Source organism: Caulobacter sp. FWC26 (assembly GCF_002742645.2).
GTDB lineage: Bacteria > Pseudomonadota > Alphaproteobacteria > Caulobacterales > Caulobacteraceae > Caulobacter.
In genome coordinates this window covers 3,517,193-3,540,722 of sequence record NZ_CP033875.1, presented here as the reverse complement: position 1 = coordinate 3,540,722, position 23,530 = coordinate 3,517,193, and the positions used below count along the sequence as shown (strand labels likewise).

Sequence of the window (23,530 nt, the reverse complement as noted above, 5' to 3'; positions counted from 1 at the left end):
CGTTGATGGTTGACTCTCCCCGGGAATCTTGTCGCGCGGCATGTTTTTCACTTGCCGCCGATTCGTTCCTTAAGCGATAGTGAATCGAAGTGATTCCAATAGCTTGTTAAGGACTCTGAAGATGTCCGCGCAACTGAGCGCATCCGCTACGGCGGCCCGCGCTCATCAGGAGATGTTCGCCTACTGGGCGTCCCTCCGTCGGGGGGCGAACCTCCCCGCGCGCGTCGACGTGCATCCTGCGAGCATGAAGCGGTTGCTGCCGACCGTCAGCCTGATCGACGTCGTCGGCGGTGTGTCCCGCGACTATCGCCTGCGCCTGGCGGGGACCGGTCTCTATGGCGTCTATGGCCGCGAGATCACCGGCCGGATGCTGGGCGACATCTATCAGGGCCCCGCCGGTGAATACTGGCGCAAGGAACTGGACAAGGTCGTGGACGAGCGTCGTCCGGGCGTGGGCGTCCACAGCCTGGCCTGGCGCGGTGCGCCGCACATGTCGATCCTGTGGCTGCGCCTGCCGCTGGCCAGCAACGGCAAGGACGTCGACATGATCCTCGGCTACGACGCCGTGGTCGGCGCGGCCGCCGAAGGCGTCTCGGGCATCCGCGCGGCCTGAGGGCGCGTTCGCCGGCTCGGCGTCGCGGGTGCGGGCGGATCTGAAGTCTGGAATCGGTGGTGGGGACCTGCCTCGTGATAGCCTGACGGAAGGAGGCGTTATGCTCATCTACGTCCTTTTCGTCCCCATTCTGTTTTTCACCGAAAGATCGGTTCTGCTCACCTTCCTCAGGTACTCTACCGCTCCGGTAGACGTCGAGACGGTCCAAGCGAGGTTCGGGTTAGTCGCGCTTCCTAGAACGGCGCTTCTTTTGCTCGTTCCAATCTCGGGCATCGCGGCCAGGCTGGTCGGCGCCGGCAGCGATTGGGAGACCGGTATTATGGTGCTCACGATGCTCATTTGGCTCGTGGTAACCCTGCGCGACGGATGGGTGGCGATAAGGAAACCAAGCGCCTAGGAAGGTCTTCTCGGTCGGCGTTCTAGTTGTCCTGGATGGATGGGTGGAGGCGGGACATTAGATGCTCCCCCGCGTCGCGGGGGAGCTGGCGCGAAGCGACTGAGGGGGCGAGCCGGGCAGGCCCCGCGTTAGCCCCCTCCGGCCCTCTGGGCCACCTCCCCCGCATCGCGGGGGAGGATCTGTCCGACCACGCAACGTCTGCCTTCGCCTCATGCCGCTAGGAACGCCTCGACCTCGCGGCGGCTGGGCATCGACGGGGCGGCGCCGGCTTTCTGGACCGAGAGGGCGGCGGCGGCGTTGGCCATTTCGACGGCCTCGGCCAGATCCATGCCCTGGGACAGGGTCGCGGCCAGGGCGCCGCAGAAGCAGTCGCCAGCGCCGACGGTGTCGATCGCCTTGACCTTCTTGCCCTCGACCAGGAACGCCTCGTCGCGACGCACCACCGCCGCGCCGGCCGCGCCGAGGGTGACGATGATCGTCTGGTCGGGGCGGCTCATCAGCCGACGCGACGCCACCGAGACCTCCTCCAGCTTGACCGGCTCGCGGTCGAGCTTGGCGTAAGAGGCCAGCTCAGTCTGGTTGACGATCAGGATGTCGGTCAGCGGAAACAGCGCCGCGCCCTGGGGCAGGGCCGGGGCCGCGTTCAGGATCCGCAGGGCGCCCTTGGCCGACCCCGCGCGGAACAGGGCCTCGATCGCCACCGCCGGGGTCTCCAGTTGGCAGAGCAGGACACGCTGGCCCTCGATCGGCGTGGCGGCCACCTGCTGGGGCGTAACCATAGCGTTGGCGCCTGCGGTGACCACGATCATGTTCTCGGCGCTGTCGGCGACCCAGACATGCGCCTGGCCGGTGGGCACGCCCTGAAGTTCGGCGATGTCGGCGACCTGGACGCCATAGCCGGCCAGCTTGGTCTTGAGCCCGACGCCGCTGTCGTCGCCGCCGACGGCGCCCATCAGACGGGTGGCCACGCCCATGCGGGCGGCGGCCACCGCCTGGTTCGCGCCCTTGCCGCCCAGGAACAGCTCCAGCGATTTGCCGGCGACCGTCTCGCCGGGGCGCGGCAGGTCATCGACCCGCGCCACGGCGTCCAGATTGATCGAGCCGAGAACGAAAACGGTCATGGTCTTGGTCTTCTAAAGGGATTTATCCGCCGCCGCCGCGCTGGAAGCTTTCGACAAGACTGCCGGCCACGAGTCGCCAGCCATCCACTAGCACGAAGAAGATCAGCTTGAACGGCAGACTGATCGAGGCGGGCGGCAGCATCATCATGCCCATGCTCATCAGGACGCTGGCCACGACGAGGTCGATGACCAGGAACGGGATGAACAGCAAAAAGCCGATCTCGAAGGCGCGCTTCAGCTCCGAGATCATGAAGGCGGGCGTCACCACCTTCAGGGGCGTTTCCTGAGCGGTCTTGGGCGGCGGGATCTTGGACAGGCGCACGAACAGGGCCAGGTCATCGCGGTCCACCTGGCTGAGCATGAACTGCTTGACCGGCCCGCCGGCGGCCTCGACCGCCTCGGGCAGCTCCATCTGCTGGTCCAGCAGCGGCTTGATCCCCGCGTCGTAGGAGCGCTCGAAGGTCGGACCCATCACGATCGCGGTCAGGAACAGGGCCAGGCTGATCAGCACGGGGTTGGGCGGGCTCTGCTGCACGCCGATGGCGGTTCGCAGGAGGCCCAGCACCACCACGATCCGCACGAACGAGGTGGTCATGATCACGATCGACGGCGCCAGCGACAGCACCGTCATCAGGCCGACCAGCTGGACGACCCGCTCGGTCAGGCCCGCGCCCGTGCCCAGGTTGATGTTCACCGCCGACTGGGCCATGGCCGCGGCCGGCATGATCGCGCAGGCGATGGCCGCCAGCAGCGAAATCAGCGCCGCGCGCCGCAGGTCCTCGGGCCTGGCGCCGGTGACGGATTTGACGAGGTCGCGGATCATCAGGCCACGGGCTCCGGTTCGGCGACGGAAGAAGGGGCGACGGGGGAGGGGGCGGCGGCGCCCTTGGGCGTCCAGTCCAGCAGCTTGCCGTCGCCCAGCAGCACCAGCCGTTCCTCGCCGTCCAGGCTGACCACCACCAGGCGCCGGGTCGGGTCGAGCGCCAGGGTCTCGACGACCTTCAGGCGGCGATCCTGGCGCGCGGCGATGGCGCGGCCGATGGCGTCGGGGCCGTACTTGCGCAGCGCCCACGCGGCCAGGCCGATCAGGCCCAGGGTGAACGCCAGGGCCGCCAGGGCGCGGATGAATTCGATGACGTCCATGAGGCTCGGGGCCGCTCTTGGCGAGACAACTTAGCGCAGGGAAACGCCCCTACGGACCCTGGTGTGCCTGAGGCTTCTTAATGCCGGATTAACCCTGTTTCTTCACCATGTTCGCATGGGTCCCGATGACATCCCTCTGTTCGGCATGCTCAAGAGCCGCCTCGGTTATCTGACCGAGCGCCAGAAGCTTGTCGCCCAGAACGTGGCCAACGCCGACACCCCCGGCTATCGCCCCAGCGACCTGAAGCCGTTCAGCTTCCAGGCCTCGCTGATGAACCACGCGGCCGGACCGGTCTATCGCGGCGGCCGCGCGGCGCCGACCTCGGGCGTCACCATGATGGCCACGGCCCCGACGCACCAGGGGCGGCCCAACGCCCCCAGCGCCTGGCGGGCGACGGCGGGCGCGGACTCCGAGACCACGCTCGACGGCAACGCGGTGTCGCTCGAAGACCAGATGCTGAAGATGACCGACGCGCGGATGAACTACGACGCGGCGATCAGCTTCTACCAGAAATCGATGACCATGCTCCGCATGGCCGCTCGCAAGCCTTCCGGCTGAGGACTCTAGGCGATGCCCGAGATCAAGTCCCAATCCCTCGCGACCATGGCCGTGGCCTCGTCGGCCCTGCGCGCCCAGCAAGGGCGCATGCGGGTCATCGCCGAAAACATCGCCAACGCCAACTCGACCGCGCGCACGGCGGGCGGCGATCCCTATCGCCGTCAGGTGCCGGTGTTCAAGCCGACCAAGGTGCAGGGCGCCGAGGGCGTGCAGATGCTGCGCGTCGACCCCGACCAGAGCGACTTCAAGACCGAGTACGACCCCGGCAACCCGGCCGCCGACGCCAAGGGCTACGTCAAGCTGCCCAACGTCAACACCATGGTCGAGGCGCTGGACATGAAGGAGGCGCAGCGCGCCTACGAAGCCAACCTGAATGTCATCGAGACCGCGCGCGCCATGGAATCGCGCACCCTCGACATCCTCAAGAAGTAGGGGCTAGGCCATGATCACCGCGCTCGCCGCCGCCAAGGCCTACGCCAATTCCGGCGCCATGTCGGTCGGCTCCATCGGGTCGATCGGCGGCTCTCAGAACAAGGGCGTCGACTTCGGCGACCTCCTGAAGTCGGCCATGGACGGGGCGACCAAGGCCTCGAAGGTCGCCGAGCACCAGATCGCCGCCCAGGTGGCCGGCAAGGCCGAACTGGTCGACGTGGTCACCGCCATCAGCTCGGCCGAAGCCAGCCTGGAGACGGTGATGTCGATCCGCGACCAGGTGATCTCGGCCTATCAGGAAATCATGCGGATGCCGATCTGACGGCGTCGGCCGGCCAGGTTCGACACATTCCGAAAAAAAAGGGCCGCGTCCTGATCAGACGCGGCCCAAGTCGCTTTCGGGGGAGAAATACGAAACGCTTACGCTCACAAATTCAGGAACACCTTCGCCACCGCGAAGAGGCCGCCCCAGACCACGGCGTTGAGCACCGAGGCTACCAGCACGGCGAGGCCGAGCGGCCACTGGCGGGCTTCACGACGGGGGGCGCGCCGGGGGCGCGGGTCGAACAAACGGCTCTGCGAGGCGACGGTCATGCAACGCTCCTTAACCATGACCCCATGGTCGAGATTGACTCGGCCCCTGCGAACGGGACGACCTGTCGCGCGCCGCCTTGTCGCACCCTGACGGGGCCGAAACGCTTGGACGAGCGTTTGGTTGAGATTCGCGCCTACAAGATCCCCGGCAGATCCAGACCCTTCTCCCGCGCGCAGGCGACCGCGATGTCGTAGCCGGCGTCGGCGTGGCGCATGACGCCGGTGGCCGGGTCGTTCCACAGCACGCGCGCGACGCGCCGGGCGGCGGCCTCGGTGCCGTCGCAGACGATGACCATGCCGGCGTGCTGGGAGAAGCCCATGCCGACCCCGCCGCCGTGATGCAGCGACACCCAGGTGGCCCCCGAAGCGGTGTTGAGCAGGGCGTTCAGCAGTGGCCAGTCCGACACCGCGTCCGAGCCGTCACGCATGGCCTCGGTCTCGCGGTTGGGCGAGGCCACCGAGCCGCTGTCGAGATGATCGCGGCCGATGACGATCGGCGCCTTCAGTTCGCCTTTGGCGACCATCTCGTTGAAGGCCAGACCCAGGCGGTGGCGATCACCCAGCCCCACCCAGCAGATGCGCGCCGGCAGGCCCTGGAACTTGATCTTCTTGCCGGCCATGTCGAGCCAGTTGTGCAGGTGCGGATTGTCGGGGATCAGCTCTTTGACCTTGGCGTCGGTCTTGGCGATGTCTTCGGGATCACCCGACAAGGCCGCCCAGCGGAACGGGCCGATCCCGCGGCAGAACAGCGGGCGGATATAGGCCGGCACGAAGCCGGGGAAGTCGAAGGCGTTGGTCACGCCTTCCTCCAGCGCCATCTGGCGGATGTTGTTGCCGTAGTCGACGGTCGGCACGCCGGCGGCCTGGAAGTCCAGCATGGCCTTCACATGCGTGGCCATCGAGGCCTTGGCCGCCTCGGCGACCTGCGGCGGATCCTGGTCGCGCATCGCATGCCAGCGCTCCAGGCTCCAGCCGGCGGGCAGGTAGCCGTTGACCGGGTCATGGGCGCTGGTCTGGTCGGTCAGCAGGTCGGGGCGCACGCCCCGCTTGAAGAGCTCGGGCAGCAGCTCGGCGGCGTTGCCGAGCAGGCCCACCGAGATCGGCGTCTTGGCCGCGCAGGACTCCGCGATCCAGGCCAGGGCCTCGTCGACGCTTTCGGTCGAGCGATCCAGATAGCCGGTGCGCAGGCGCATCTCGATCGACGAGGGCTGGCACTCGATCGCCAGGCACGAGGCGCCGGCCATCACCGCCGCCAGCGGCTGGGCGCCGCCCATGCCGCCCAGGCCCGCCGTCAGCAGCCAGCGTCCCGAGAGGTCGCCGCCATAATGCTGGCGGCCCATCTCGACGAAGGTCTCATAGGTGCCCTGCACGATGCCCTGGGCGCCGATATAGATCCACGAGCCGGCGGTCATCTGGCCGTACATGGCCAGGCCCTTGCGATCCAGCTCGTTGAAGTGCTCCCAGCTGGCCCAGCGTGGCACCAGGTTGGAGTTGGCGATCAGCACGCGCGGGGCGTCGGCGTGGGTGCGGAACACGCCGACCGGCTTGCCCGACTGCACCAGCAGGGTCTCATCGTCCTCGAGCCGGCGCAGGGTCTCGATGATCTTGTCGAAGCTCTCCCAGTCGCGGGCCGCCCGGCCGATGCCGCCATAGACCACCAGCTCCTCCGGACGCTCGGCGACGTCGGGGTGCAGGTTGTTCATCAGCATCCGCAGGGCGGCTTCGGTCAGCCAGGACTTGGCGGAGCGCTCAGGGCCCGTGGCGGGGCGGATGACGCGGGAAGTGTCGCGGCGGGTCATGCTTGGGCTCTCGCAAACTGGAGGCAGGCGGTGAGAACATCCTCCAGCACCGCGCGCAGCGGCGCGGCGCGGTCGGCGTGGAAGGGCGTAGGCCAGGTGTCGGGCGTCGGCGGCTCGGCCGGATCGTCCATGTAGCCCCGGCAGGCCAGCTCCATCTGGATCGCATGGACGCCGCTCTCCGGCTGGCCGTAGTGGCGCGTCGTCCAGCCGCCCTTGAAGCGGCCGTTGGTGACGCGGCTCAGGCCGGAGGCTTCGCAGGCGGCCTCGACGGCGGTGGCCAGGGCGTCGGCGCAGCTTTGGCCGCTGTTGGTCCCGAGATTGAACTGCGGCAGCTCGCCCTCGAACAGGCGCGGCACGCGCGAGCGGATCGAGTGGGCTTCGTAGAGCACGACCGTCGGATGGATGGCGCGCAGGCGGTCGATCTCGGCGCGCAGGGCGGCGTGATAAGGCGCGAACCAGGTGGTCCGGCGGTCATCGATTTCCGCTGCGTCCGGTCCGCCGTCACGATACAGCGGCTCGCCGTCGAAGGTGGTGGTCGGGCAAAGCCCGGTCGTCGCCTGGCCGGGATAGAGCGAGGCGCCGGACGGGTCGCGATTGACGTCGATGACCGTGCGCGAGATCGCGGTGCGGATGATCGTCGCGCCCATCCCCTCGGCGAAGGCGTAGAGGCGGTCGACCCACCAGTCGGCGTCCTTGCGGGCCAGCCAGGGCGAGACGAGCCGCGCCTCGATGTCGGGCGGGATGTCCGTGCCGGTGTGGGGGAGGGAGATGATGAGGGGGGACTGGCCCTGGGTTATCTGCAGCCAGCTCATGCCCCAACCTCCGACTTCCCCGGCGAATGCCGGGGCCCAGATGCATTCGGAGAGACTTGGGTGTTCGCGCCTACGGTCTCGGACAATACCTGGACACTCGTGGGTTCGATCTGGGCCCCGGCATTCGCCGGGGAGGTCGGGGGGAAGCGCGCATCAACCGATCCCCGGCAGATCACCCACCGCGCCAATCACCGCCCCGCTCCGCACCAGCGCGTTGGCCGCCTCCATGTCCGGGTGGAAGTGGCGGTCGTCCGACAGGTGCGGAACCTGGCTGCGAGTCAGCGCCCGCACGGCCTCCAGCGCGGCGCTGGAGCGCAGCGGGGCGTGGAAGTCGCAGCCTTGCGCGGCGGCCAGCAGTTCGATGCCCAGCACTGCGTCGGCGTTCTCGACCATGGCCAAGAGGCGCCGCGCGCCGTGGGCGGCCATCGAGACGTGGTCTTCCTGGTTGGCCGAGGTCGGGATCGAGTCGACGCTGGCGGGATAGGCGCGCTGCTTGTTCTCCGACACCAGGGCGGCGGCGGTGACCTGCGGGATCATGAAGCCTGAGTTCAGCCCCGGCTTCGGCGTCAGGAAGGCCGGCAGGCCCGACAGCGCCGGGTCGACCAGCATGGCGATACGGCGCTCGGCGATCGAGCCGATCTCGCAGACCGCCAGGGCGATCATGTCGGCGGCGAAGGCCACCGGTTCGGCGTGGAAGTTGCCGCCGGACAGGGCCTCGTCGGCTCCATTGTTTGTGTTGCTTGGGAAGATCAGCGGATTGTCCGAGACGCCGTTGGCCTCTGTCTCCAGCGTCGCGGCGGCCTGGCGCAGCACGTCCAGCGCCGCGCCCATCACCTGGGGCTGGCAGCGCAGGCAGTAGGGGTCCTGGACCCGCTCGTCCTCCTTCAGGTGCGAGGCGCGGATCTCTGAGGCGCTCATCAGCGCGCGCAGCGCCGCAGCCGTCTCGATCTGGCCGGCGTGACGGCGCAGGGCGTGGATGCGCGGGTCGAACGGCGTGTCCGAGCCCTTGGCGGCCTCGGTCGACAGGGCGCCGGTGACCAGGGCCGACTGGAACAGGCGCTCGGCCTCGAACAGGCCGGCCAGGGCGTTGGCGGTCGAGAACTGGGTGCCGTTCAGCAGGGCCAGGCCCTCCTTCGGACCCAGAGTCAGGGGCTCAAGACCCGCCTGCGCCAGGGCCAATGCGGCCGGGAGGCGTTGGCCGTCGACGAAGATCTCACCGACCCCGATCATGGTCGCCGCCATGTGCGACAGCGGCGCCAGATCGCCCGAGGCGCCGACCGAGCCCTGGCAAGGCACCACCGGCGTCAGGCCCTCGACCAGCATCTCTTCGAGCATCCGCACCGTCTCGACGCGCACGCCCGAGGCCCCCTGCGCCAGGCTGGCCAGCTTCAGGGCCATCATCAGGCGGATCACCGGAACCGGCGAGGGCTCGCCGACGCCCGCCGCATGCGACAGGACGATGTTGCGCTGCAGGGTCTCAAGGTCGGCGTCCCCGATCCGGACGCTGGCCAGTTTCCCAAAGCCGGTGTTGATGCCGTAGACCGGCTCGCCCTTGGCCAGGATGCGCTGCACGGCCGCCGCGCTTTCCGCGATCACCGGCCAAGCCGTCTCGGCCAGCCGCGCCGACGCGCCTCGGTAGATCGCCTTCCACGCGGCCAGCGACACCGCGCCGGGGTTCAGAACAAGCTCGGTCACAGGCCTCTCCACACGCGCGCATGGAGCGGATTGAAGCCCATGCGATAGACAAGTTCGGCGGGACGCTCGACGTCCCAGATGGCGAGATCGCAGGCCTTGCTGGCCTCCAGCGTGCCCCGGTCGGACAGCAGACCCAGCGCCCGCGCCGCCTCGCGCGTGACGCCGGCCAGGCACTCCTCGACGGTCATCCGGAACAGGGTCGCGGCCATGTTCATGACCAAGAGCGGCGAGGTCAGGGGCGAGGTGCCGGGGTTGCAGTCGGTGGCCAGGGCCATCGGCACGCCCGCCGCGCGCAGGGCCGCGATCGGCGGCGCCTTGTGCTCGCGGGTGAAGTAGTAGGCGCCCGGCAGCAGGGTCGCGACCGTGCCTGAGGCGGCCATGGCGGCGACGCCGGCCTCGTCCAGGTGCTCCAGATGGTCGGCCGAGAGGGCGTTGTATTCGGCCGCTAGCGCCGCGCCCGAAAGGTTCGACAACTGCTCGGCGTGCAGCTTGACCGGCAGGCCGTGGGCCTTGGCCGCGTCGAACACCCGGCGGATCTGGTCGGGCGAGAAGCCGATGCCTTCGCAGAAGCCGTCCACCGCGTCGGCCAGGCCACGGGCGGCGACGGCGGGGATCATGGTCTGGCAGACCAGATCGACATAGCCATCCTTGTCGTCGCGATATTCGGGCGGCAGGGCGTGGGCGCCCAGGAAGGTGGTGGTGACGCCCACCCGGCGGATGTCGGCCAGCGCGCGGGCGGCGCGCAGGCTCTTGAGCTCGTCGTCCAGCGACAGGCCGTAGCCGGACTTGATCTCGACCGTGGTGACGCCCTCGGCCAGCAGGGCGTCGAGGCGCGGCAGGGCGGCCTGGACCAGCTCCGCCTCGGATGCGGCGCGGGTGGCGCGCATGGTCGAGACGATGCCGCCGCCGGCGCGGGCGATCTCCTCGTACGAGGCGCCGGCCAGGCGCAGCTCGAACTCGTGGGCGCGGTCGCCGGCGAAGACGAGGTGGGTGTGCGGATCGATCAGGCCGGGGGTGATCCAGCGGCCGTCGACATCGATCGTCTCGGCGGTCTCGAAGGTCGGCGCGTCGGCGGCCGAGCCCGCATAGACGATGCGGCCGTCCAGGCTGGCGACGACGCCGTCCTCGACAATCCCCAGCCCCTCGCGGCCTGGCGCCAGGGTGGCGAGACGGGCGTTGATCCACACCCGATCACAGCGCATGAGCCTGCCTCCGCCAACGCCGCGCGGCCCTTGCGGCGCGCTTCAATATGTATAGACATATTTGCGAACGATGAGGCTTGTCCAGTGACCGACACGCAAATTCCCGAGTCCGTTTCGACCGTGGTCTGGTGCGAGAGCGCGCTTCTGGCGGACGGCTGGGCTCGGGGCGTCAAGTTCACGATCACCGACGGCCGTATCGCGCGGATCGACACCGACGCCCCGGCCGGCGACGCGCAGCGTCTGGGTCCCGCGCTGCCGGGTCTCGGCAACGTCCACAGCCACGCCTTCCAGCGCGCCATGGCGGGCCTGGCCGAGACGCGCGGCGAGACGGGCGACAACTTCTGGACCTGGCGCGAGGTGATGTACCACTTCCTCGCGCGGCTCGACCCCGACATGGCCCAGGCCATCGCCGCCATGGGCCAGGTCGAGATGCTGGAGGGCGGCTTCACCCGCGTGGGCGAGTTCCACTATCTGCACCACGCGCCCGACGGCGGATCGTACGACAACCCCGCCGAGATGGCCGCGCGGATGGCGGCGGCGGCGGAAGAGACCGGGATTGGTCTCACCCTGCTGCCGGTGTTCTACGCCCACAGCAATTTCGGCGGCTTGCCGCCGACCGACGGCCAGAAGCGTTTCATCCACGACGTCGACGGCTTTGCCCGGCTGGTCGAGGCGTGCCGGGGGATCGTCGCGGGCCTGCCCGAGGCGGTGGTCGGGATCGCGCCGCACAGTCTGCGCGCGGTGACGGGCGAGGAGCTGGACGCCATCCTGCCGCTGGCCGCCGGCGGCCCGGTCCACATGCACGTGGCCGAGCAGACGAAAGAGGTCGACGACTGTCTGGCCGCCACCGGCCAGCGCCCGGTGCGCTGGCTGATGAACCACACCGAGGTCGACCAGCGCTGGTGCCTGATCCACGCCACCCACATCAACGCCACCGAGACCGAGCGCCTGGCCAAGAGCGGCGCCGTGGCGGGCCTGTGCCCCGTTACGGAGGCCAATCTGGGCGACGGGATCTTCCCGACCCCGGACTATCTGGCCGCTGGCGGAAGCTTCGGAATCGGCACGGACTCCAACATCGTGATCGACGCCGCTCAGGAGCTTCGGACCTTGGAATACGCCCAGCGCCTGACCCGCCGGGCCCGCAACGTGCTGGCCGGCGGTCCGCGCCGTGCGACCGGCGGCGACCTCTGGCGTGCAGCGGCTCTTGGCGGCGCCCGGGCCCTGGGCGCGGGACGAGGTGAGCTGCGGCGCGGCGCGCCGGCCGACTTCGTCACCCTCGATCCGAACCACCCGAACCTCGTCGGCCGCGCGGGCGACACCCTGATCGACAGCCTGGTCTTCGCCGGCGGCGGGATCGACACCGTCTGGCGTCATGGCCGACAGCTGGTGTCGGGCGGCCGTCACCACGCCCGCGAGGCGATCACCACCCGCTATGTCGAGACCCTGAAGGCCCTGCTGGCGTGACCGGACCGCTGCACCAGCGCATCCGCGCCGACCTCGAGGCGCGCATCCGCTCCGGCGAATGGGCGCCGGGACACCGCGCTCCCACCGAAGCTGAGCTGATGGAGGCTTATGGCTGCTCGCGGATGACCGTGAACAAGGCGATGATCGCCCTGGTCGAGGCGGGCCTGATCGTGCGGCGCAAGCGCGCCGGCTCGTTCGTGGCGCGGCCCAAGGTGCATGCGCCGGTTCTCAACATTCCCGACATCCAGTCCGAGATCGTCGCGCGCGGCGAGGCCTACGCCTTTCGCCTGCTGTCGCGAACGGTGCGCCTCGCCGATCGCGACAGCCCCGAGGAGGTCGAACTGGCGGCGGGCGGCAAGCTGCTGGCGCTGGACGGGGTGCATGACGCGGGCGGCCGGCCTTTCGCGCTGGAACGCCGCCTTGTCTCGCTGAAGGCGGTTCCCGAGATCGCCAAAGCCGACTTCGCAACCCATCCCCCCGGCGCCTGGCTCCTGGAGCGCGTCGCCTGGACCGAGGCCGAGAGCCGCATCAGCGCCGTCAACGCCGACGCCGACGACGCCCGCCTGCTGGCCTTGGACGAGGGCGCCGCCTGCCTCGTCGTCGACCGCCGCACCTGGCGCGAGGGCCAGCACGTCACTAGGGTGCGGCAGATCTTCCCCGGCGAGGCCTACGACTTGGTGGCGCGGTTCGGACCGAGTTCGCCATCCAGAGGTTGAGTCCCTTTGAACATCCCCCGTTCCGGGGATGTCGGGCGCCCCCGTCGAAATCCTAGAACATCGGTCAGGGACCGGGCGTGGCGCGTGGTGCGGCGGCGGGGACCCGAGGGGATTCCCACATGGCTGAGCCGACACTTCGCGACTTTCAGTTCATCATCCAACTGGCGGATGCGGGCCTGATCCAGGCCAGCTTCAAGTTCGGGGAGCTGCGGGTGCTGTTCAAGACCCTGGGCGTGCTGACGCCCCAGGTCGACGCGGCGCTGGCGATCGTCGAGGCCAATCCCACGTTGATCAATATCGGCGTGCAGACGTTCCGCGATGCGATCAGCAAGTATCCGTTGGATACGCCGCTCAGCGTGGTGTTCGGCGGGGGCAGCGGCGGAAACACCGGCGGAACGGGGACGGGCGGCGAGGTCACGCCGCTGGTCCTGACCAAGGACAAGGTCGAGGAGATCTACAAGGCGCTGTCGGGCGTCGCCGCCACCTCGTCGAAGGCCCTGTCGGAGTATCTGACCGGACCCAATGGCGAGAAGGTGCTCAACACCCTCTACAGCGAGATGAAGCTGCTCGCCCAGCTGCAGGTCGACGTGGCGGCCGGCAAGATCACCAAGGCGGTGTTCCTCGACAAGCTGGTCAGCTTCTCGGCCGACACGTCGGCTTTGGCTCTGCAGGCCGTGAACTTCTTCACCGGCCGTACGCCCACCCAGGCGGCGCTGAACGAGCTGATCGACAGCGCCACCAACACCAGCGACCTGACCGACTTCGCCTATGCGATCTACAACACCGAGAACAAGTACATCGAGTTCGCGGTGAACCAGGCCATGAGCGGAACCGGCGCGGCCACGTTCAAGGCCGCCTATGACAGCCTGGGCTTCCGCGAGGCGGTCACCAAGATGTACGACGCCATCATCGGCAATTCCAAAGCCGCAGCCGCCGGCGTCAATATCTCGGCGGCCATCGACTACATCGTCGGCCAGCAGAAGTATTTCGAGGCCTACGGACACACCGCGCTGGGCGCCAAGGCCGCCGTCGCGGGCTTCCTGATGTCCAAGGGTCTGGAAGCGGGCGTGGGCGTCTACGCCGAGGCGGTCAAGGCGTTCCTCGGCAAGGCCTATGACGGCACGGCGGTCTATGGCGGCGAGCTGCTCAGCCCCGCCAAGGCGCCGATGGAAATCGCACTCATTGGCCAGTCCGCCGACCACTACGATCCGGGGATGCCGTTCTAGTCCGGCATCGTCTCAAAGCGCTGGACGGGGCGGGAGGGCTGGTCGACCCGAGGCGAGCCGACGAGCCCTCCCGTCCCGTCAGCGCCGCATCAAGGGCGATATTCGATCGAAGTCGCGACAGAGGCTGCAAGTCGATGGCGCTGGGCTTTATTTTTCCGAAACTGCCGCGCTGAATTCATTGTTATAGTGGCTGAATGTCGTCAGATTTTTTATGTACAGTTCTTCAGAGATGCCGACTTCATCGAACAAGAGGTACGAATAGGTGGTAGCTGTCTTTCCGCCATCCGAAAGAAGGACGTGAACGGGGCTTTCCTGATTGTTGAACTGGTTGGCTGCCTTCCTGCATTTTTCCACCGATTCAGAACAATCCCAAACGCCCACGAACTCTGTCGTTGTGCAGTTTTTGCCGTTTTTACAATCAGTCATGACGATAATAATGTTGTTCCCGTCGACACCGGTCGTGATGAGCGGTTCGCCGTCATTGGTCTTTTCCAGCTTCGCCTTATAGCCGTTGTTTTGAAGCGCCTGGACGATGCTCTCAGGTCTAACCGAAGTTACGTTGGCGGCATTCGCGACGCTTGAGTAGAGGATTGCCAATGCAAATGCTGCAGAGGCCATTTTTTTTCCGTACATGAGGAATTCCAGGTCATGGCGCAGGGAAGATAAGGGCGGTTCAAGACCACACTTCGGTTCAGAATTGCACAAGTGAGGTCTTTTTCAACGGCCAGGCTTGGCTTGGCGCCGCGGCTGACCTCGGGAATTCGTCCGAAGCCCGGCCGACCGGAAAGCTAATTGGTCTGATGTGACGATCGCGCCAGCCGCGTGGCGAAGGCAGTAGCCTACCTAACAACCCCAGAGCCTTGGGTTGGTCGTCCTGGTGGCGGGGGGCGGGATCGAACCGCCGACCTGTGGGTTATGAATCCACCGCTCTAACCATCTGAGCTACCCAGCCAGACCAGGAGGCGCGGCTTATAGGCGAAGTGCGGGCAGGATTTCAAGCGCCTGCGCTTGGCCTTCAATGACAATCGTCCGCTTCTCTGGCGTGTCATCCCGGCCGAAGCGCAGCGTAGAGCCGGGACCCAGGGGGTGAAGGATCGCTGTGCCAGCCGCCCCTGGGTCCCGGCTCTCCGCGCTTCGCGCTGCGGCCGGGATGACGCGGGTTCTACGTTTTCTGAGTCTTGCTGGTATCCGGCGGACGAAAGGCGTGCGCCTGCGCTATTCCGCCACGATCGCCGCCGTCGCCGCCCCCAACGCCTTGACCGCATCCGCTGGCGCGAGCTTCACCTGCAGGCCCCTCTGGCCGCCGTTGAGGAACACGTAGGGCTCGGCCAGGGCGGCCGCTTCCATGACCGTCGGCAGGCGCTTCTTCTGGCCGAACGGGCTGACGCCGCCGACCTTGTAGCCGGTGATCCGCTCGGCGTCGGGCACGGGGGCCATGGTGGCGGACTTGCCCTTCAGGGCGGCGGCCAGCTTCTTCATGCTGACCTCCTGGTCCGAGGGCAGGATGGCGCAGGCGGGCTTGCCGTCCAGCATCACGATCAGGGTCTTGAGCACCCGGCGGGGGTCTTCGCCCAGGGCCTCGGCGGCCTGCAGGCCCACGCGCTCTGATCCAGGATCGTAGTCGTACGTATAGAGATCGAAGACGACTCCGGCCTTGGTCAGGGCGATCGTGGCGGGGGTGCTCTTGGACATGACCTGCGTGATACCCAAGTGGTTCGGGTGTTGGAATACGGATCGGTGATGACGGCTTTTGATCGACGCACTTTGCTGCAAGGCGCCCTGTCCTTGGGCGCGGCGGGGCTGCTTCCAGGCTGGGCGACGGCCGCCAGCGGCCAGCGCTCGCCGCCCGCCCTGTCGGGCGAGGAGATCAAGCTGACGGTCGGCCATACGATGGCGAAGATCGACGGCAAGGCCGGCCACGCGGTGACCGTCAACGGGGCCATTCCGGGGCCGCTGATCCGGCTGAAGGAAGGCACGAGCGTTCGCCTGTCGGTGACCAACACCCTGGACGAGGACACCTCGATCCACTGGCATGGCCTTTTGGTGCCGTTCCAGATGGACGGCGTGCCCGGCGTCAGCTTTCCCGGCATCAAGCCGGGCGAGACCTTCACCTATGAATTCCCCCTCCGCCAGTCAGGCACCTACTGGTGGCACAGCCATTCGGGCCTGCAGGAGCAGATGGGCCACTACGGGCCGATGATCATCGACCCGGCGGGCGAGGACCCGGTCGCCTATGACCGCGAACATGTGGTCGTGCTGTCGGACTGGAGCTTCCTGCATCCGCACGAGCTGTTCCGGAAGCTGAAGGTCAGCCCTGGCCACTTCAACATGCAGAAGCAGACCGTCGCCGGGCTGCTCAAGGGCCAGGACCAGTCGCTGAAGGACCGGCTGGAGTGGGGCAAGATGCGGATGGACCCCACCGACATCGCCGACGTGACGGGCTCGGTCTACACCTACCTGATGAACGGCCATGGGCCGGGCGACAACTGGACCGGGCTGTTCGCGCCCGGCGAGCGGGTGCGGCTGCGGTTTATCAACGCCGGGGCCATGACCATCTTCAACGTCCGCATTCCGGGCCTGTCGCTGGAGGTGGTGGGAACCGACGGCCAGCTGGTGTCGCCGGTGAGCGTCGACGAGTTCCAGATCGCCCCCGCCGAGACCTTCGACGTCATCGTGCGGCCCACCGAAGACAAGGCCTTCACCCTGGTGGCCGAGGCTTCGGACCGTTCGGGCATGGCCCGCGGGACCCTGGCGCCGCGCCGGGGCATGACCGCCGTCGTCCCCCCGCTGCGCAAGCGGCCGCTGGCGTCAATGAAGGACATGGGCATGGGGAACATGCACCATGGGATGGACATGCCGGGCATGGACATGCCGATGCGGGCTCAGTCCAACGCGCCGAACGTGCCGCTGACGCCGGGCGTGCAGACCATCTCGCCGATGCCGATGGATCGCATGGCCGAGCCGCCCCAGGGCCTGGAGGACGCAGGTCATCGCGTGCTGACCTATGCGGACCTGGCCAGCCTCTATCCGCCCAAGGATCCTAGGCCGCCGGGGCGGACGATCGAGATCCATCTGACCGGCAACATGGAGCGCTTCATGTGGGCGTTCGACGGCGAGGCGTTTGGGCCCATCAAGAAGCCCATCGCCTTCCAGCGCGACGAGCGTGTCCGCGTGGTGCTGATCAACGACACCATGATGGCCCACCCGATCCACCTGCACGGCCACTTCTTCGAGCTGGTCAACGGCCAGGAGCGCCAGCCCCTGAAGCACACGGTCAATGTCGCGCCGGGCGGCAAGGTCGCCTTTGACCTGACGGCCGACGAGCCTGGCGACTGGGCGTTCCACTGCCACCTGCTGCTGCACATGCACGCGGGGATGTTCAACGTCGTCACCGTGCGGCCCCTGGACGGAGCCGCCGCGTGATCGTCGACCTGCAGCACGAGCATCACCACCCGGCGCCGGCCGCAGCCGTCAGCGCGCCCGCGCCCCGAGCCGCGGACCCGCACGCCCACCACAAGACCCCGGCGCAGGCGCCCCCGCCCGCGCTCGCGCCGGCGGATCCGCATGCGGGTCACACCATGCCTGGACCTGAACGGGCCGCCCCGCCGGCCGATCCGCACGCCGGACACCACATGCGCGCCGCCGCGCCGACGGCGTCCGCCGCAACGGCCGCGCCGCCGCCGATCCCGACCGACCACGCCGCCGAGCGCTTCTACAGCCCGGCGGTGATCGCCGCCGCCCGCGCCCAGCTGATGAAGGAGCACGGTGGCGGGAGCGCCTGGATCATCCGCGCCGACGTGGCCGAGCAACGGTTTCGCAAGGGCGACGACGCCCAGGCCTTCGAAGGCGAGGCCTGGTGGGGCAACGACGCCGGCAAATGGGTGGTCAAGGCGCGCGGCGAGCACGTTGACGGCCACGGCTGGGAAAAGGCCGAGCTGGAGGGCCTGAAAGCCTGGCCGATCGGTCCCTATTTCGACCTTCAGGCCGGCCTCCGTTACGACCTTTCGCCCAAGGGGCGCAGCTACGCGACGGTCGGCTTCGAGGGTCTCGCGCCCTATTGGTTCGAGCTGCAGGGCGCGGCCTATGTCTCGGATCGCGGGGATGTGTCGGCGCGGGCCGAGGCGTCCTACGACCTGCGCCTGACCCAGAAGCTGATCCTGCAGCCGCGACTGGAGGCGGATCTCGCCGAAGCGGGCGCGGCGCGGCTCGAGGGCGGTTTGCGCCTGCGCTACGAGATCAAGCGCGAGTTCGCGCCCTATGTCGGCGTCGTGCGCGAGCGGGCGTTCGGTCCGGCCCGAGAGGTTGGCGAACGCGCGGGCGCCACGGCGGTGGTGATCGGCGTCAGCGCCTGGCGGTAGGCGACGAGGCGCTTCCGGCGAAACGTTCCATCTTGGGTGTCATCCCGGAAAGCCCGGAGGGCTTATCCGGGACCCAGGGGCCAAGCGCAGTGCGGCGGCCCCTGGGTCCCGGCTCTCCGCTGCGCTGCGGCCGGGATGACATGCTTTTGGGGCCAAGGACGACGCGCCGTTGTCAGAGTTTCCCCCTCTCGTAACGGAGCGCTTGTCGCGAGGGTAAACCTGTCCCAACATCTGTTTGACCGGACGCAGAGCCGGCGAACGAGGGAGACAGGCTGGATGTCCGACGCGATCGACTTCGACCGCATGAACGCCCTGGGCGATGTGCCGCGCTATCACGCCGAGGCGCGGCCCGACGCGGTGGCCTTCAGCTTCGAGGGGCGCGAGACGACCTTCGCGCAGCTGGATCGCCATGCGAACCAGGTGGCCAACGCGCTTCTGGCGGCGGGCCTGTCGACCGGCGACCGCATCGCCTATGTCGGCAAGAACAGCGACCACTATTTCGAGCTCCTGCTCGGGGCGGCCAAGGCTGGCGTCGTCACCACACCGATCGGCTGGCGCCTGGCCGCGCCTGAGATCGCCTATATCGTCGCCGACAGCGAGGCCAAGCTGGTCTTTGTCGGTCGCGAGCTGATCGGCCATGTCGACGCGGTCGCCGCCGAGCTGACCCATCGTCCTGTGGTGATCGCCATGGAGCCCGAGGACGCCGGCGACTATCCGACCTTTGAAGCCTGGCGCGACGCGGCCAGCGACGTTGATCCGCACAAGCCGATCCAGACCTCGGACATCGCCATCCAGCTCTATACCTCGGGCACCACCGGGCGGCCCAAGGGCGCGATGCTGACCCATCACAACCTGCTCGGCATGCGGCGCGAGGCCGCCAAGAACCCGCTGGAATGGAACCAGTGGGGCCCCAGCGACGTCAGCCTGGTGGCCATGCCGGTGGCCCATATCGGCGGCACCGGCTGGGGCCTGGTGGGCCTGATCAACGGCGCCAAGGGCGTGGTCGCCCGCGAGTTCGACCCGACCAAGGTCCTCGACTTCATCGAGAAGGACAGGATCTCCAAGATGTTCATGGTGCCGGCGGCGCTGCAGATCGTGGTGCGGTTGCCCCGGGCGCGCGAGGTCGACTACTCGCGCCTGACCCATATCCTTTATGGCGCCGCGCCCATCCCGCTCGACTTGCTGCGTGAGTGCATGGAGGTGTTCGGCTGCGGTTTCGTCCAGCAGTACGGCATGACCGAAACGACGGGCACGGTGGTCTACCTCCCGCCGGAGGATCACGATCCGGCCGGCAACAAGCGCATGCGCGCCGCCGGCCTGCCCATGCCGGGCGTGGAGCTGAAGATCATCGACGAGGCCGGCGGGAGCCTGCCGCCCAACACGGTGGGCGAGGTCGCCGTGCGCTCCAGCGCCAACATGGCCGGTTACTGGAAACTGGACGAGGCCACGGCCAAGACCATGGACGCCGACGGCTGGCTGCGCACCGGCGACGCCGGCTATCTCGATGAGGACGGCTATCTCTTCATCCACGACCGGGTGAAGGACATGATCATCTCGGGCGGCGAGAACATCTATCCCGCCGAGGTCGAGAGCGCGGTCTATGGCCACCCGCATGTCGCCGAAGTGGCGGTGATCGGCGTGCCCGACGACAAGTGGGGCGAGGCGGTCAAGGCGGTGGTCGCGCCCAAGCCGGGCGTCACGCCCGACGCCGACGACATCATCGCCTTCGCCCGCACCCGCATCGCCCACTTCAAGGCGCCCAAGAGCGTGGATTTCATCCCGGCCCTGCCGAGGAATGCATCGGGCAAGATCCTGCGGCGGGAGCTCCGCGCGCCGTACTGGGAGGGGCGTGAGCGGCAGGTGAATTGAGCGGCTTGCTCAGCAAGGCCCCCACCTGACCTCGCTTCGCGAGGTCGTCCGCCCCCAGAGGGGGCGGAAGGATCGCAGCGCCTTCTTCCCCCTCTGGGGGAGGAGGGCCGAAGGCCCGGAGGGGGCGCTCGCCTATTCTATAAACGCCTCAACGCTCTCCCGATCCCCGACCAGGAACGCGTCCGCCACCAGTGACAGCGGCCGGATATCGACCTCCGAACGCCCCTCGGCGATCAGGGTCGCGAAGCGGTCGTAGAGGCCGGAATACTCGCGATTGTCGCCGACCTCGACGGCCTGGCCGTCGATCGTCAGCTCGGCCCCGCCCAGCGACAGCTTCAGTACGCCCTCATCGGTCCAGGCGGTGATGTCCCAGGTCTGCGGACCGGTCTGCAGGAAGTCGAGATCGGCGGTGATTGGCGCGCCGGCCAGCGTAGTCATGTCGACATGGCCGGCGATTGGCGCCTGAACGTTCTCGGGGACCTGCAGCGTCGCGCCGGTGACGAACACCTCGGCGGGCATGATCTCGGTCAGGATCGACAGGGCGTTGATGGCCGGATCGAAGACGCCCATGCCGCCGGCCTGCCAGATCCAGGTCTGGCCCGGATGCCAGCGCCGCACGTCCTCGCGCCATTCTATAGCCAGCTTCTGGAGCTTGCGCTCCGCCAGCCAGGCCTTGGCCTTGGGGACCCCGGCGGCGAAGCGCGAGTGCCAACTGGTGAACAGGACGACGCCCTGGTCGCGCGCCACGGCGGCCAGTTCCTTGACCTCGCCGACGGTGACGCCGGGCGGCTTTTCGAGGAAGACGTGCTTGCCCGCGCGCAGCGCCGTCAGCGCCGTCTCGCGCCGAACCTGAGGTGGGGTGCACAGCGCCACGGCGTCCACCGCCGGACCCTTCGCCAGAAGCTCCTCGAGGTCGTGAAACACTGGCAGCTCGCCATGGGTCGGGCGGCCGTGGCTGGCGGCGGCGACCAGCGAAAATCGCGAGTCCTCGGCGAGGGCGGGAAGGTGCTGGTCGTGGGCGATCTTGCCCAGGCCCACGAGGCCGATCCGGATCACGCTGTTTGTCTCCCCTTCGCCGCGACAGGGCGGTGGCCCTGATTATGCGACAAATGCCAGGAGGCAAACCAACAGCCAAAAAAAGGGAGCGCCGCGTGGGGGCGGCGCTCCTGGAGGGGGGGAAGAACGCAGGGAACAGCGGGAGGCGTGCAGCCGCTTCCCGCCCGCTCGCTACTTCGCCGCCGGTGAAACCGGCAGGCTCCGGGCCGCCAGGGTGACCTGGGCGGTGGAGGAGATGGCCCGGGACGAAGCGCCCAGGGCGATGTCGTACTGGCCGGCCGCGATCGCCCAGCCGTGCGCCTTGCTGTCCCAGACGGCCAGCAGGCGCGGGTCGACCGTGACCGTCACGCGCTGGCTGGCGCCGGGGGCGAGGGAAACCTTCTGGAAGCCGGCCAGGCGTTTGGGCGCTTCCCAGCCTCCCGCCTTGGGGCCGACATAGACCTGCGGCACGTCCTTGCCGGGACGCTGGCCGACGTTCTTGACGTCGAAGCTGACCGTCAGCTTGTCGCCGGCGGCGCTGGCCGTGAGGTTCGAATAGGCGAACTTGGTGTAGGACAGGCCGTGGCCGAAGGCGAACAGCGGCTCGATCTTCTTCAGGTCGTACCACTTGTAGCCGACGGCGGCGCCTTCCAGCGTGTAGTCGACGTCGAACATCTCACCGTCCGGCTTGCCCAGGCCATCCAGCTTGGGACGCGGCAGTTCGGCGACGCTCTTGGGGAAGGTCACCGGCAGGCGCCCCGAGGCGTCGACCTCGCCGGTCAGGACGCGGGCGATGGCCTCGCCGCCGGCCGTGCCGGGGAACCAGGCCTCGACCACGGCGCCGACCTTGTCGAGCCACGGCATGGCGACGGGGCCGCCAGTCAGCAGCACCACGACGGTCTTCTTGTTGGCCGAGGCCACGGCGTCGATTGTGGCGTCCTGGTTCTTGGGCAGGTTCAGGGTCTGGACGTCAACGGACTCGGTCGTCCACTGGTCGGCGAAGACCAGGGCCAGATCGCTGGACGCCGCCAGGCTGGCGGCGCGGGCCGGGTCGGTCCCGTCGTCATAGACAACCTTGGCGCCGGGATAGCGGGCGGCGATCGCCTTCAGCGGCGACGAGGGATAGTAGATCACCGGACCCGGCCAGGTCTTGGGCTCCAGGCCCTGCACGGCGCGGCCGCCGACCGGATAGACCTGCGAGGAGCCGCCGCCCGACAGCACGCCCACATTCGCATGGGCGCCGATCACGGCGATCGTCTTGGCGGTCTTGGCCAGCGGCAGCAGGTCGCCGTCGTTCTTCAGGAGGACGATGCCCTCCTCGGCGTCGGCCTGGGTGATCTTGGCGTGGGCGGCCAGGGTCTCGGCCGGCAGAGCCATCGGCGCGCCCTTCAGCGGGTGGTCGACCACCCCGCTGGCGAACATCGCGCGCAGCACGCGGCGGGCCATGTCGTCGATGCGGGCCTGGCTGACGGCGCCTGAGGCCAGATCGGCCTTCAGCGGGGCGGCGAAGAAGGGCTGCTTGTCGAAGGCGTCGCCGGCCGACTCCTGGTCCAGGCCGGCATTGGCGGCCTTGGCCGACGAATGGGCCGCGCCCCAGTCGGACATGACATAGCCCTTGTAGCCCCAGTCCTTCTTGAGGACCGTGTTCAGCAGCCAGTCGTTCTCGCAGGCATAGTCGCCATTGACGCGGTTATAGGCGCACATCACCGAGTGCGGGTCGGACTGCTCGATGGCGAACTGGAACGCCAGGAGGTCGGACATCCGCGCGGCGGCGTCGTCGATGTTCGAGCTGACCACGAAGCGCCCGGTCTCCTGAGCGTTCAGCGCATAGTGCTTGATGGTCGAGATGATGTTGTTGGACTGGATGCCCCGGATCTGCGCCGCGACCATCACGCCGGCCAGCAGGGGGTCTTCGCCGCCATATTCGAAGTTGCGGCCGTTGCGCGGCTCGCGGACCAGGTTCACGCCGCCGGCCAGTTGCACGTTGAAGCCGGAGTCGCGGGCTTCCTTGCCGATCATCGCGCCGCCCTTGAAGGCCAGCTCGGGGTTCCAGGTCGCGGTAGTGGCCATGCCCGAGGGCAGGGCTGTGCGCTCGCGGAAGTCCTTGGCGCTGCCCTGGGTGGCGACCCCGACGCCGGCGTCGGTCTGGAACTGGGCCGGAATGCCCAGGCGCGGCACGCCGGCGACATAGCCAGCCGAGCCCGGCAGGGAGTCGGGGATGCGGGTGTACTTCGGCTTCATGTCGGCGCCGAAATAGCCAAAGATCAGCGTGAACTTCTCATCGTTGGTCATGGCCTTGAGCACGAGATCGGCGCGCTTGTCAGCGTCGAGGCGCTTGTCCATCCACGGATGCGCGGGCGCGGCGACGGGTTTGGCGCTGTCCGCCACGGCGGGGGCGACCGTCAGCGCCGAGGCCGAGGCGCCGATCAGCAGGGCGAGGGAGAGGCCCCGCAAGGTCGTCCGAGTCATGTTTCCTCCGTCGTGGTCTTCTTGGC

23 protein-coding genes, 1 tRNA gene and 1 pseudogene are annotated in these 23,530 nt (G+C 68.3%); 11 read left to right on the top strand and 14 right to left on the bottom strand.

Features of this window, described 5'->3' with window-relative positions:
* Positions 1-115 precede the first annotated feature (115 nt).
* Both CSW63_RS18425 and CSW63_RS18420 read left to right on the top strand, forming a co-directional pair.
* Positions 116-613: a PAS domain-containing protein gene (locus CSW63_RS18425; RefSeq protein WP_082749318.1), complete on the top strand. Its 498-nt coding sequence runs from the start codon at positions 116-118 to the stop codon at positions 611-613.
* 100 nt (positions 614-713) lie between these two features.
* Positions 714-1,010 (top strand): hypothetical protein, encoded by a 297-nt coding sequence (locus CSW63_RS18420; protein WP_062093676.1) that lies wholly within the window; start codon positions 714-716, stop codon positions 1,008-1,010.
* Between the two features lie 209 nt (positions 1,011-1,219).
* Here the strand turns inward: CSW63_RS18420 and CSW63_RS18410 are convergent, their stop codons facing one another.
* From CSW63_RS18410 to CSW63_RS18400, 3 genes are read right to left on the bottom strand one after another with little or no spacing between them, the layout of a single operon-like run.
* Entirely contained in the window at positions 1,220-2,131 is a 912-nt protein-coding gene (locus CSW63_RS18410) for a ribokinase (protein WP_062093574.1), read from the bottom strand.
* 22 nt (positions 2,132-2,153) lie between these two features.
* Positions 2,154-2,954, bottom strand: coding sequence for a flagellar type III secretion system pore protein FliP (gene fliP, locus CSW63_RS18405; protein WP_062093575.1), 801 nt, complete (start codon positions 2,952-2,954; stop codon positions 2,154-2,156).
* Positions 2,954-3,274: a flagellar biosynthetic protein FliO gene (locus tag CSW63_RS18400; protein WP_062093576.1), complete on the bottom strand. Its 321-nt coding sequence runs from the start codon at positions 3,272-3,274 to the stop codon at positions 2,954-2,956. Before CSW63_RS18400 ends, fliP begins: the two co-directional genes overlap by 1 nt.
* Positions 3,275-3,389: 115 nt before the next feature.
* Here CSW63_RS18400 and flgB point away from each other — a divergent pair, with 115 nt between their 5' ends.
* From flgB to fliE, 3 genes are read left to right on the top strand one after another with little or no spacing between them, the layout of a single operon-like run.
* Positions 3,390-3,833 carry a flagellar basal body rod protein FlgB gene (gene flgB / locus CSW63_RS18395; RefSeq protein ID WP_062093577.1) on the top strand — a complete coding sequence of 148 codons (444 nt, stop codon included), beginning with the start codon at positions 3,390-3,392 and terminating at the stop codon, positions 3,831-3,833.
* 12 nt (positions 3,834-3,845) lie between these two features.
* Positions 3,846-4,265: a flagellar basal body rod protein FlgC gene (flgC, locus tag CSW63_RS18390; RefSeq protein WP_062093578.1), complete on the top strand. Its 420-nt coding sequence runs from the start codon at positions 3,846-3,848 to the stop codon at positions 4,263-4,265.
* A 10-nt stretch (positions 4,266-4,275) separates the two neighbouring features.
* Positions 4,276-4,587, top strand: a complete 312-nt coding sequence (gene fliE / locus CSW63_RS18385) for a flagellar hook-basal body complex protein FliE (RefSeq protein ID WP_062093579.1) — start codon at positions 4,276-4,278, stop codon at positions 4,585-4,587.
* A 104-nt stretch (positions 4,588-4,691) separates the two neighbouring features.
* On the opposite strand, the gene CSW63_RS18380 is transcribed toward fliE, so the two are convergent.
* The 5 genes from CSW63_RS18380 to hutI all read right to left on the bottom strand — a co-directional run bounded on the left by CSW63_RS18380 (position 4,692) and on the right by hutI (position 10,367).
* On the bottom strand, positions 4,692-4,859 hold the full coding sequence (locus CSW63_RS18380) for a hypothetical protein (protein WP_127846994.1): 168 nt from the start codon (positions 4,857-4,859) through the stop codon (positions 4,692-4,694).
* Between the two features lie 134 nt (positions 4,860-4,993).
* Complete coding sequence (gene hutU, locus CSW63_RS18375; RefSeq protein WP_062093581.1) at positions 4,994-6,658, bottom strand: urocanate hydratase; 1,665 nt, start codon at positions 6,656-6,658, stop codon at positions 4,994-4,996.
* Complete coding sequence (gene hutG / locus CSW63_RS18370; protein WP_062093582.1) at positions 6,655-7,470, bottom strand: N-formylglutamate deformylase; 816 nt, start codon at positions 7,468-7,470, stop codon at positions 6,655-6,657. Before hutG ends, hutU begins: the two co-directional genes overlap by 4 nt.
* A 153-nt stretch (positions 7,471-7,623) precedes the next feature.
* Positions 7,624-9,177, bottom strand: coding sequence for a histidine ammonia-lyase (hutH, locus tag CSW63_RS18365; protein WP_082749306.1), 1,554 nt, complete (start codon positions 9,175-9,177; stop codon positions 7,624-7,626).
* The gene (gene hutI / locus CSW63_RS18360; protein ID WP_062093584.1) at positions 9,162-10,367 is read right to left on the bottom strand and encodes an imidazolonepropionase; all 1,206 of its coding nucleotides are present in this window, start codon (positions 10,365-10,367) and stop codon (positions 9,162-9,164) included. The genes hutH and hutI overlap by 16 nt, the downstream gene beginning before the upstream one ends.
* 84 nt (positions 10,368-10,451) lie before the next feature.
* Between hutI and CSW63_RS18355 the strand changes: the two genes are divergently transcribed.
* From CSW63_RS18355 to CSW63_RS18345, 3 genes are all read left to right on the top strand, one after another.
* A complete protein-coding gene (locus tag CSW63_RS18355; RefSeq protein ID WP_062093585.1) occupies positions 10,452-11,831 on the top strand; it encodes a formimidoylglutamate deiminase in 1,380 nt (459 codons plus the stop codon).
* A complete protein-coding gene (gene hutC / locus CSW63_RS18350) occupies positions 11,828-12,547 on the top strand; it encodes a histidine utilization repressor (protein WP_062093586.1) in 720 nt (239 codons plus the stop codon). Before CSW63_RS18355 ends, hutC begins: the two co-directional genes overlap by 4 nt.
* A gap of 119 nt (positions 12,548-12,666) precedes the next feature.
* Entirely contained in the window at positions 12,667-13,773 is a 1,107-nt protein-coding gene (locus CSW63_RS18345) for a hypothetical protein (protein ID WP_062093587.1), read from the top strand.
* 147 nt (positions 13,774-13,920) lie between these two features.
* Here the strand turns inward: CSW63_RS18345 and CSW63_RS18340 are convergent, their stop codons facing one another.
* The 3 genes from CSW63_RS18340 to ybaK form a co-directional block, all read right to left on the bottom strand.
* Positions 13,921-14,406, bottom strand: a complete 486-nt coding sequence (locus tag CSW63_RS18340) for a YbjN domain-containing protein (RefSeq protein WP_082749307.1) — start codon at positions 14,404-14,406, stop codon at positions 13,921-13,923.
* 242 nt (positions 14,407-14,648) lie between these two features.
* A tRNA-Met gene (locus CSW63_RS18335) sits at positions 14,649-14,725 on the bottom strand.
* 263 nt (positions 14,726-14,988) lie between these two features.
* Positions 14,989-15,465, bottom strand: a complete 477-nt coding sequence (gene ybaK, locus CSW63_RS18330) for a Cys-tRNA(Pro) deacylase (protein WP_062095077.1) — start codon at positions 15,463-15,465, stop codon at positions 14,989-14,991.
* A 45-nt stretch (positions 15,466-15,510) separates the two neighbouring features.
* Here ybaK and CSW63_RS18325 point away from each other — a divergent pair, with 45 nt between their 5' ends.
* Both CSW63_RS18325 and CSW63_RS18320 read left to right on the top strand, forming a co-directional pair.
* Complete coding sequence (locus CSW63_RS18325; RefSeq protein WP_099503957.1) at positions 15,511-17,196, top strand: copper resistance system multicopper oxidase; 1,686 nt, start codon at positions 15,511-15,513, stop codon at positions 17,194-17,196.
* The gene (locus CSW63_RS18320; RefSeq protein ID WP_062095072.1) at positions 17,193-18,131 is read left to right on the top strand and encodes a copper resistance protein B; all 939 of its coding nucleotides are present in this window, start codon (positions 17,193-17,195) and stop codon (positions 18,129-18,131) included. Before CSW63_RS18325 ends, CSW63_RS18320 begins: the two co-directional genes overlap by 4 nt.
* A gap of 65 nt (positions 18,132-18,196) precedes the next feature.
* Here the strand turns inward: CSW63_RS18320 and CSW63_RS23875 are convergent.
* Positions 18,197-18,287, bottom strand: a pseudogene (locus CSW63_RS23875) (hypothetical protein); the annotation flags it as partial.
* A gap of 120 nt (positions 18,288-18,407) precedes the next feature.
* Between CSW63_RS23875 and CSW63_RS18315 the strand changes: the two are divergent.
* Positions 18,408-20,000 carry a fatty acid--CoA ligase gene (locus CSW63_RS18315; RefSeq protein ID WP_062095075.1) on the top strand — a complete coding sequence of 531 codons (1,593 nt, stop codon included), beginning with the start codon at positions 18,408-18,410 and terminating at the stop codon, positions 19,998-20,000.
* A 132-nt stretch (positions 20,001-20,132) separates the two neighbouring features.
* Here the strand turns inward: CSW63_RS18315 and CSW63_RS18310 are convergent, their stop codons facing one another.
* Together CSW63_RS18310 and CSW63_RS18305 are read right to left on the bottom strand one after the other, a co-directional pair.
* Entirely contained in the window at positions 20,133-21,056 is a 924-nt protein-coding gene (locus CSW63_RS18310; protein WP_062095841.1) for a Gfo/Idh/MocA family protein, read from the bottom strand.
* Positions 21,057-21,227: 171 nt separating this feature from the next.
* Entirely contained in the window at positions 21,228-23,504 is a 2,277-nt protein-coding gene (locus tag CSW63_RS18305) for a glycoside hydrolase family 3 protein (protein ID WP_062095843.1), read from the bottom strand.
* Positions 23,505-23,530 lie beyond the last annotated feature (26 nt).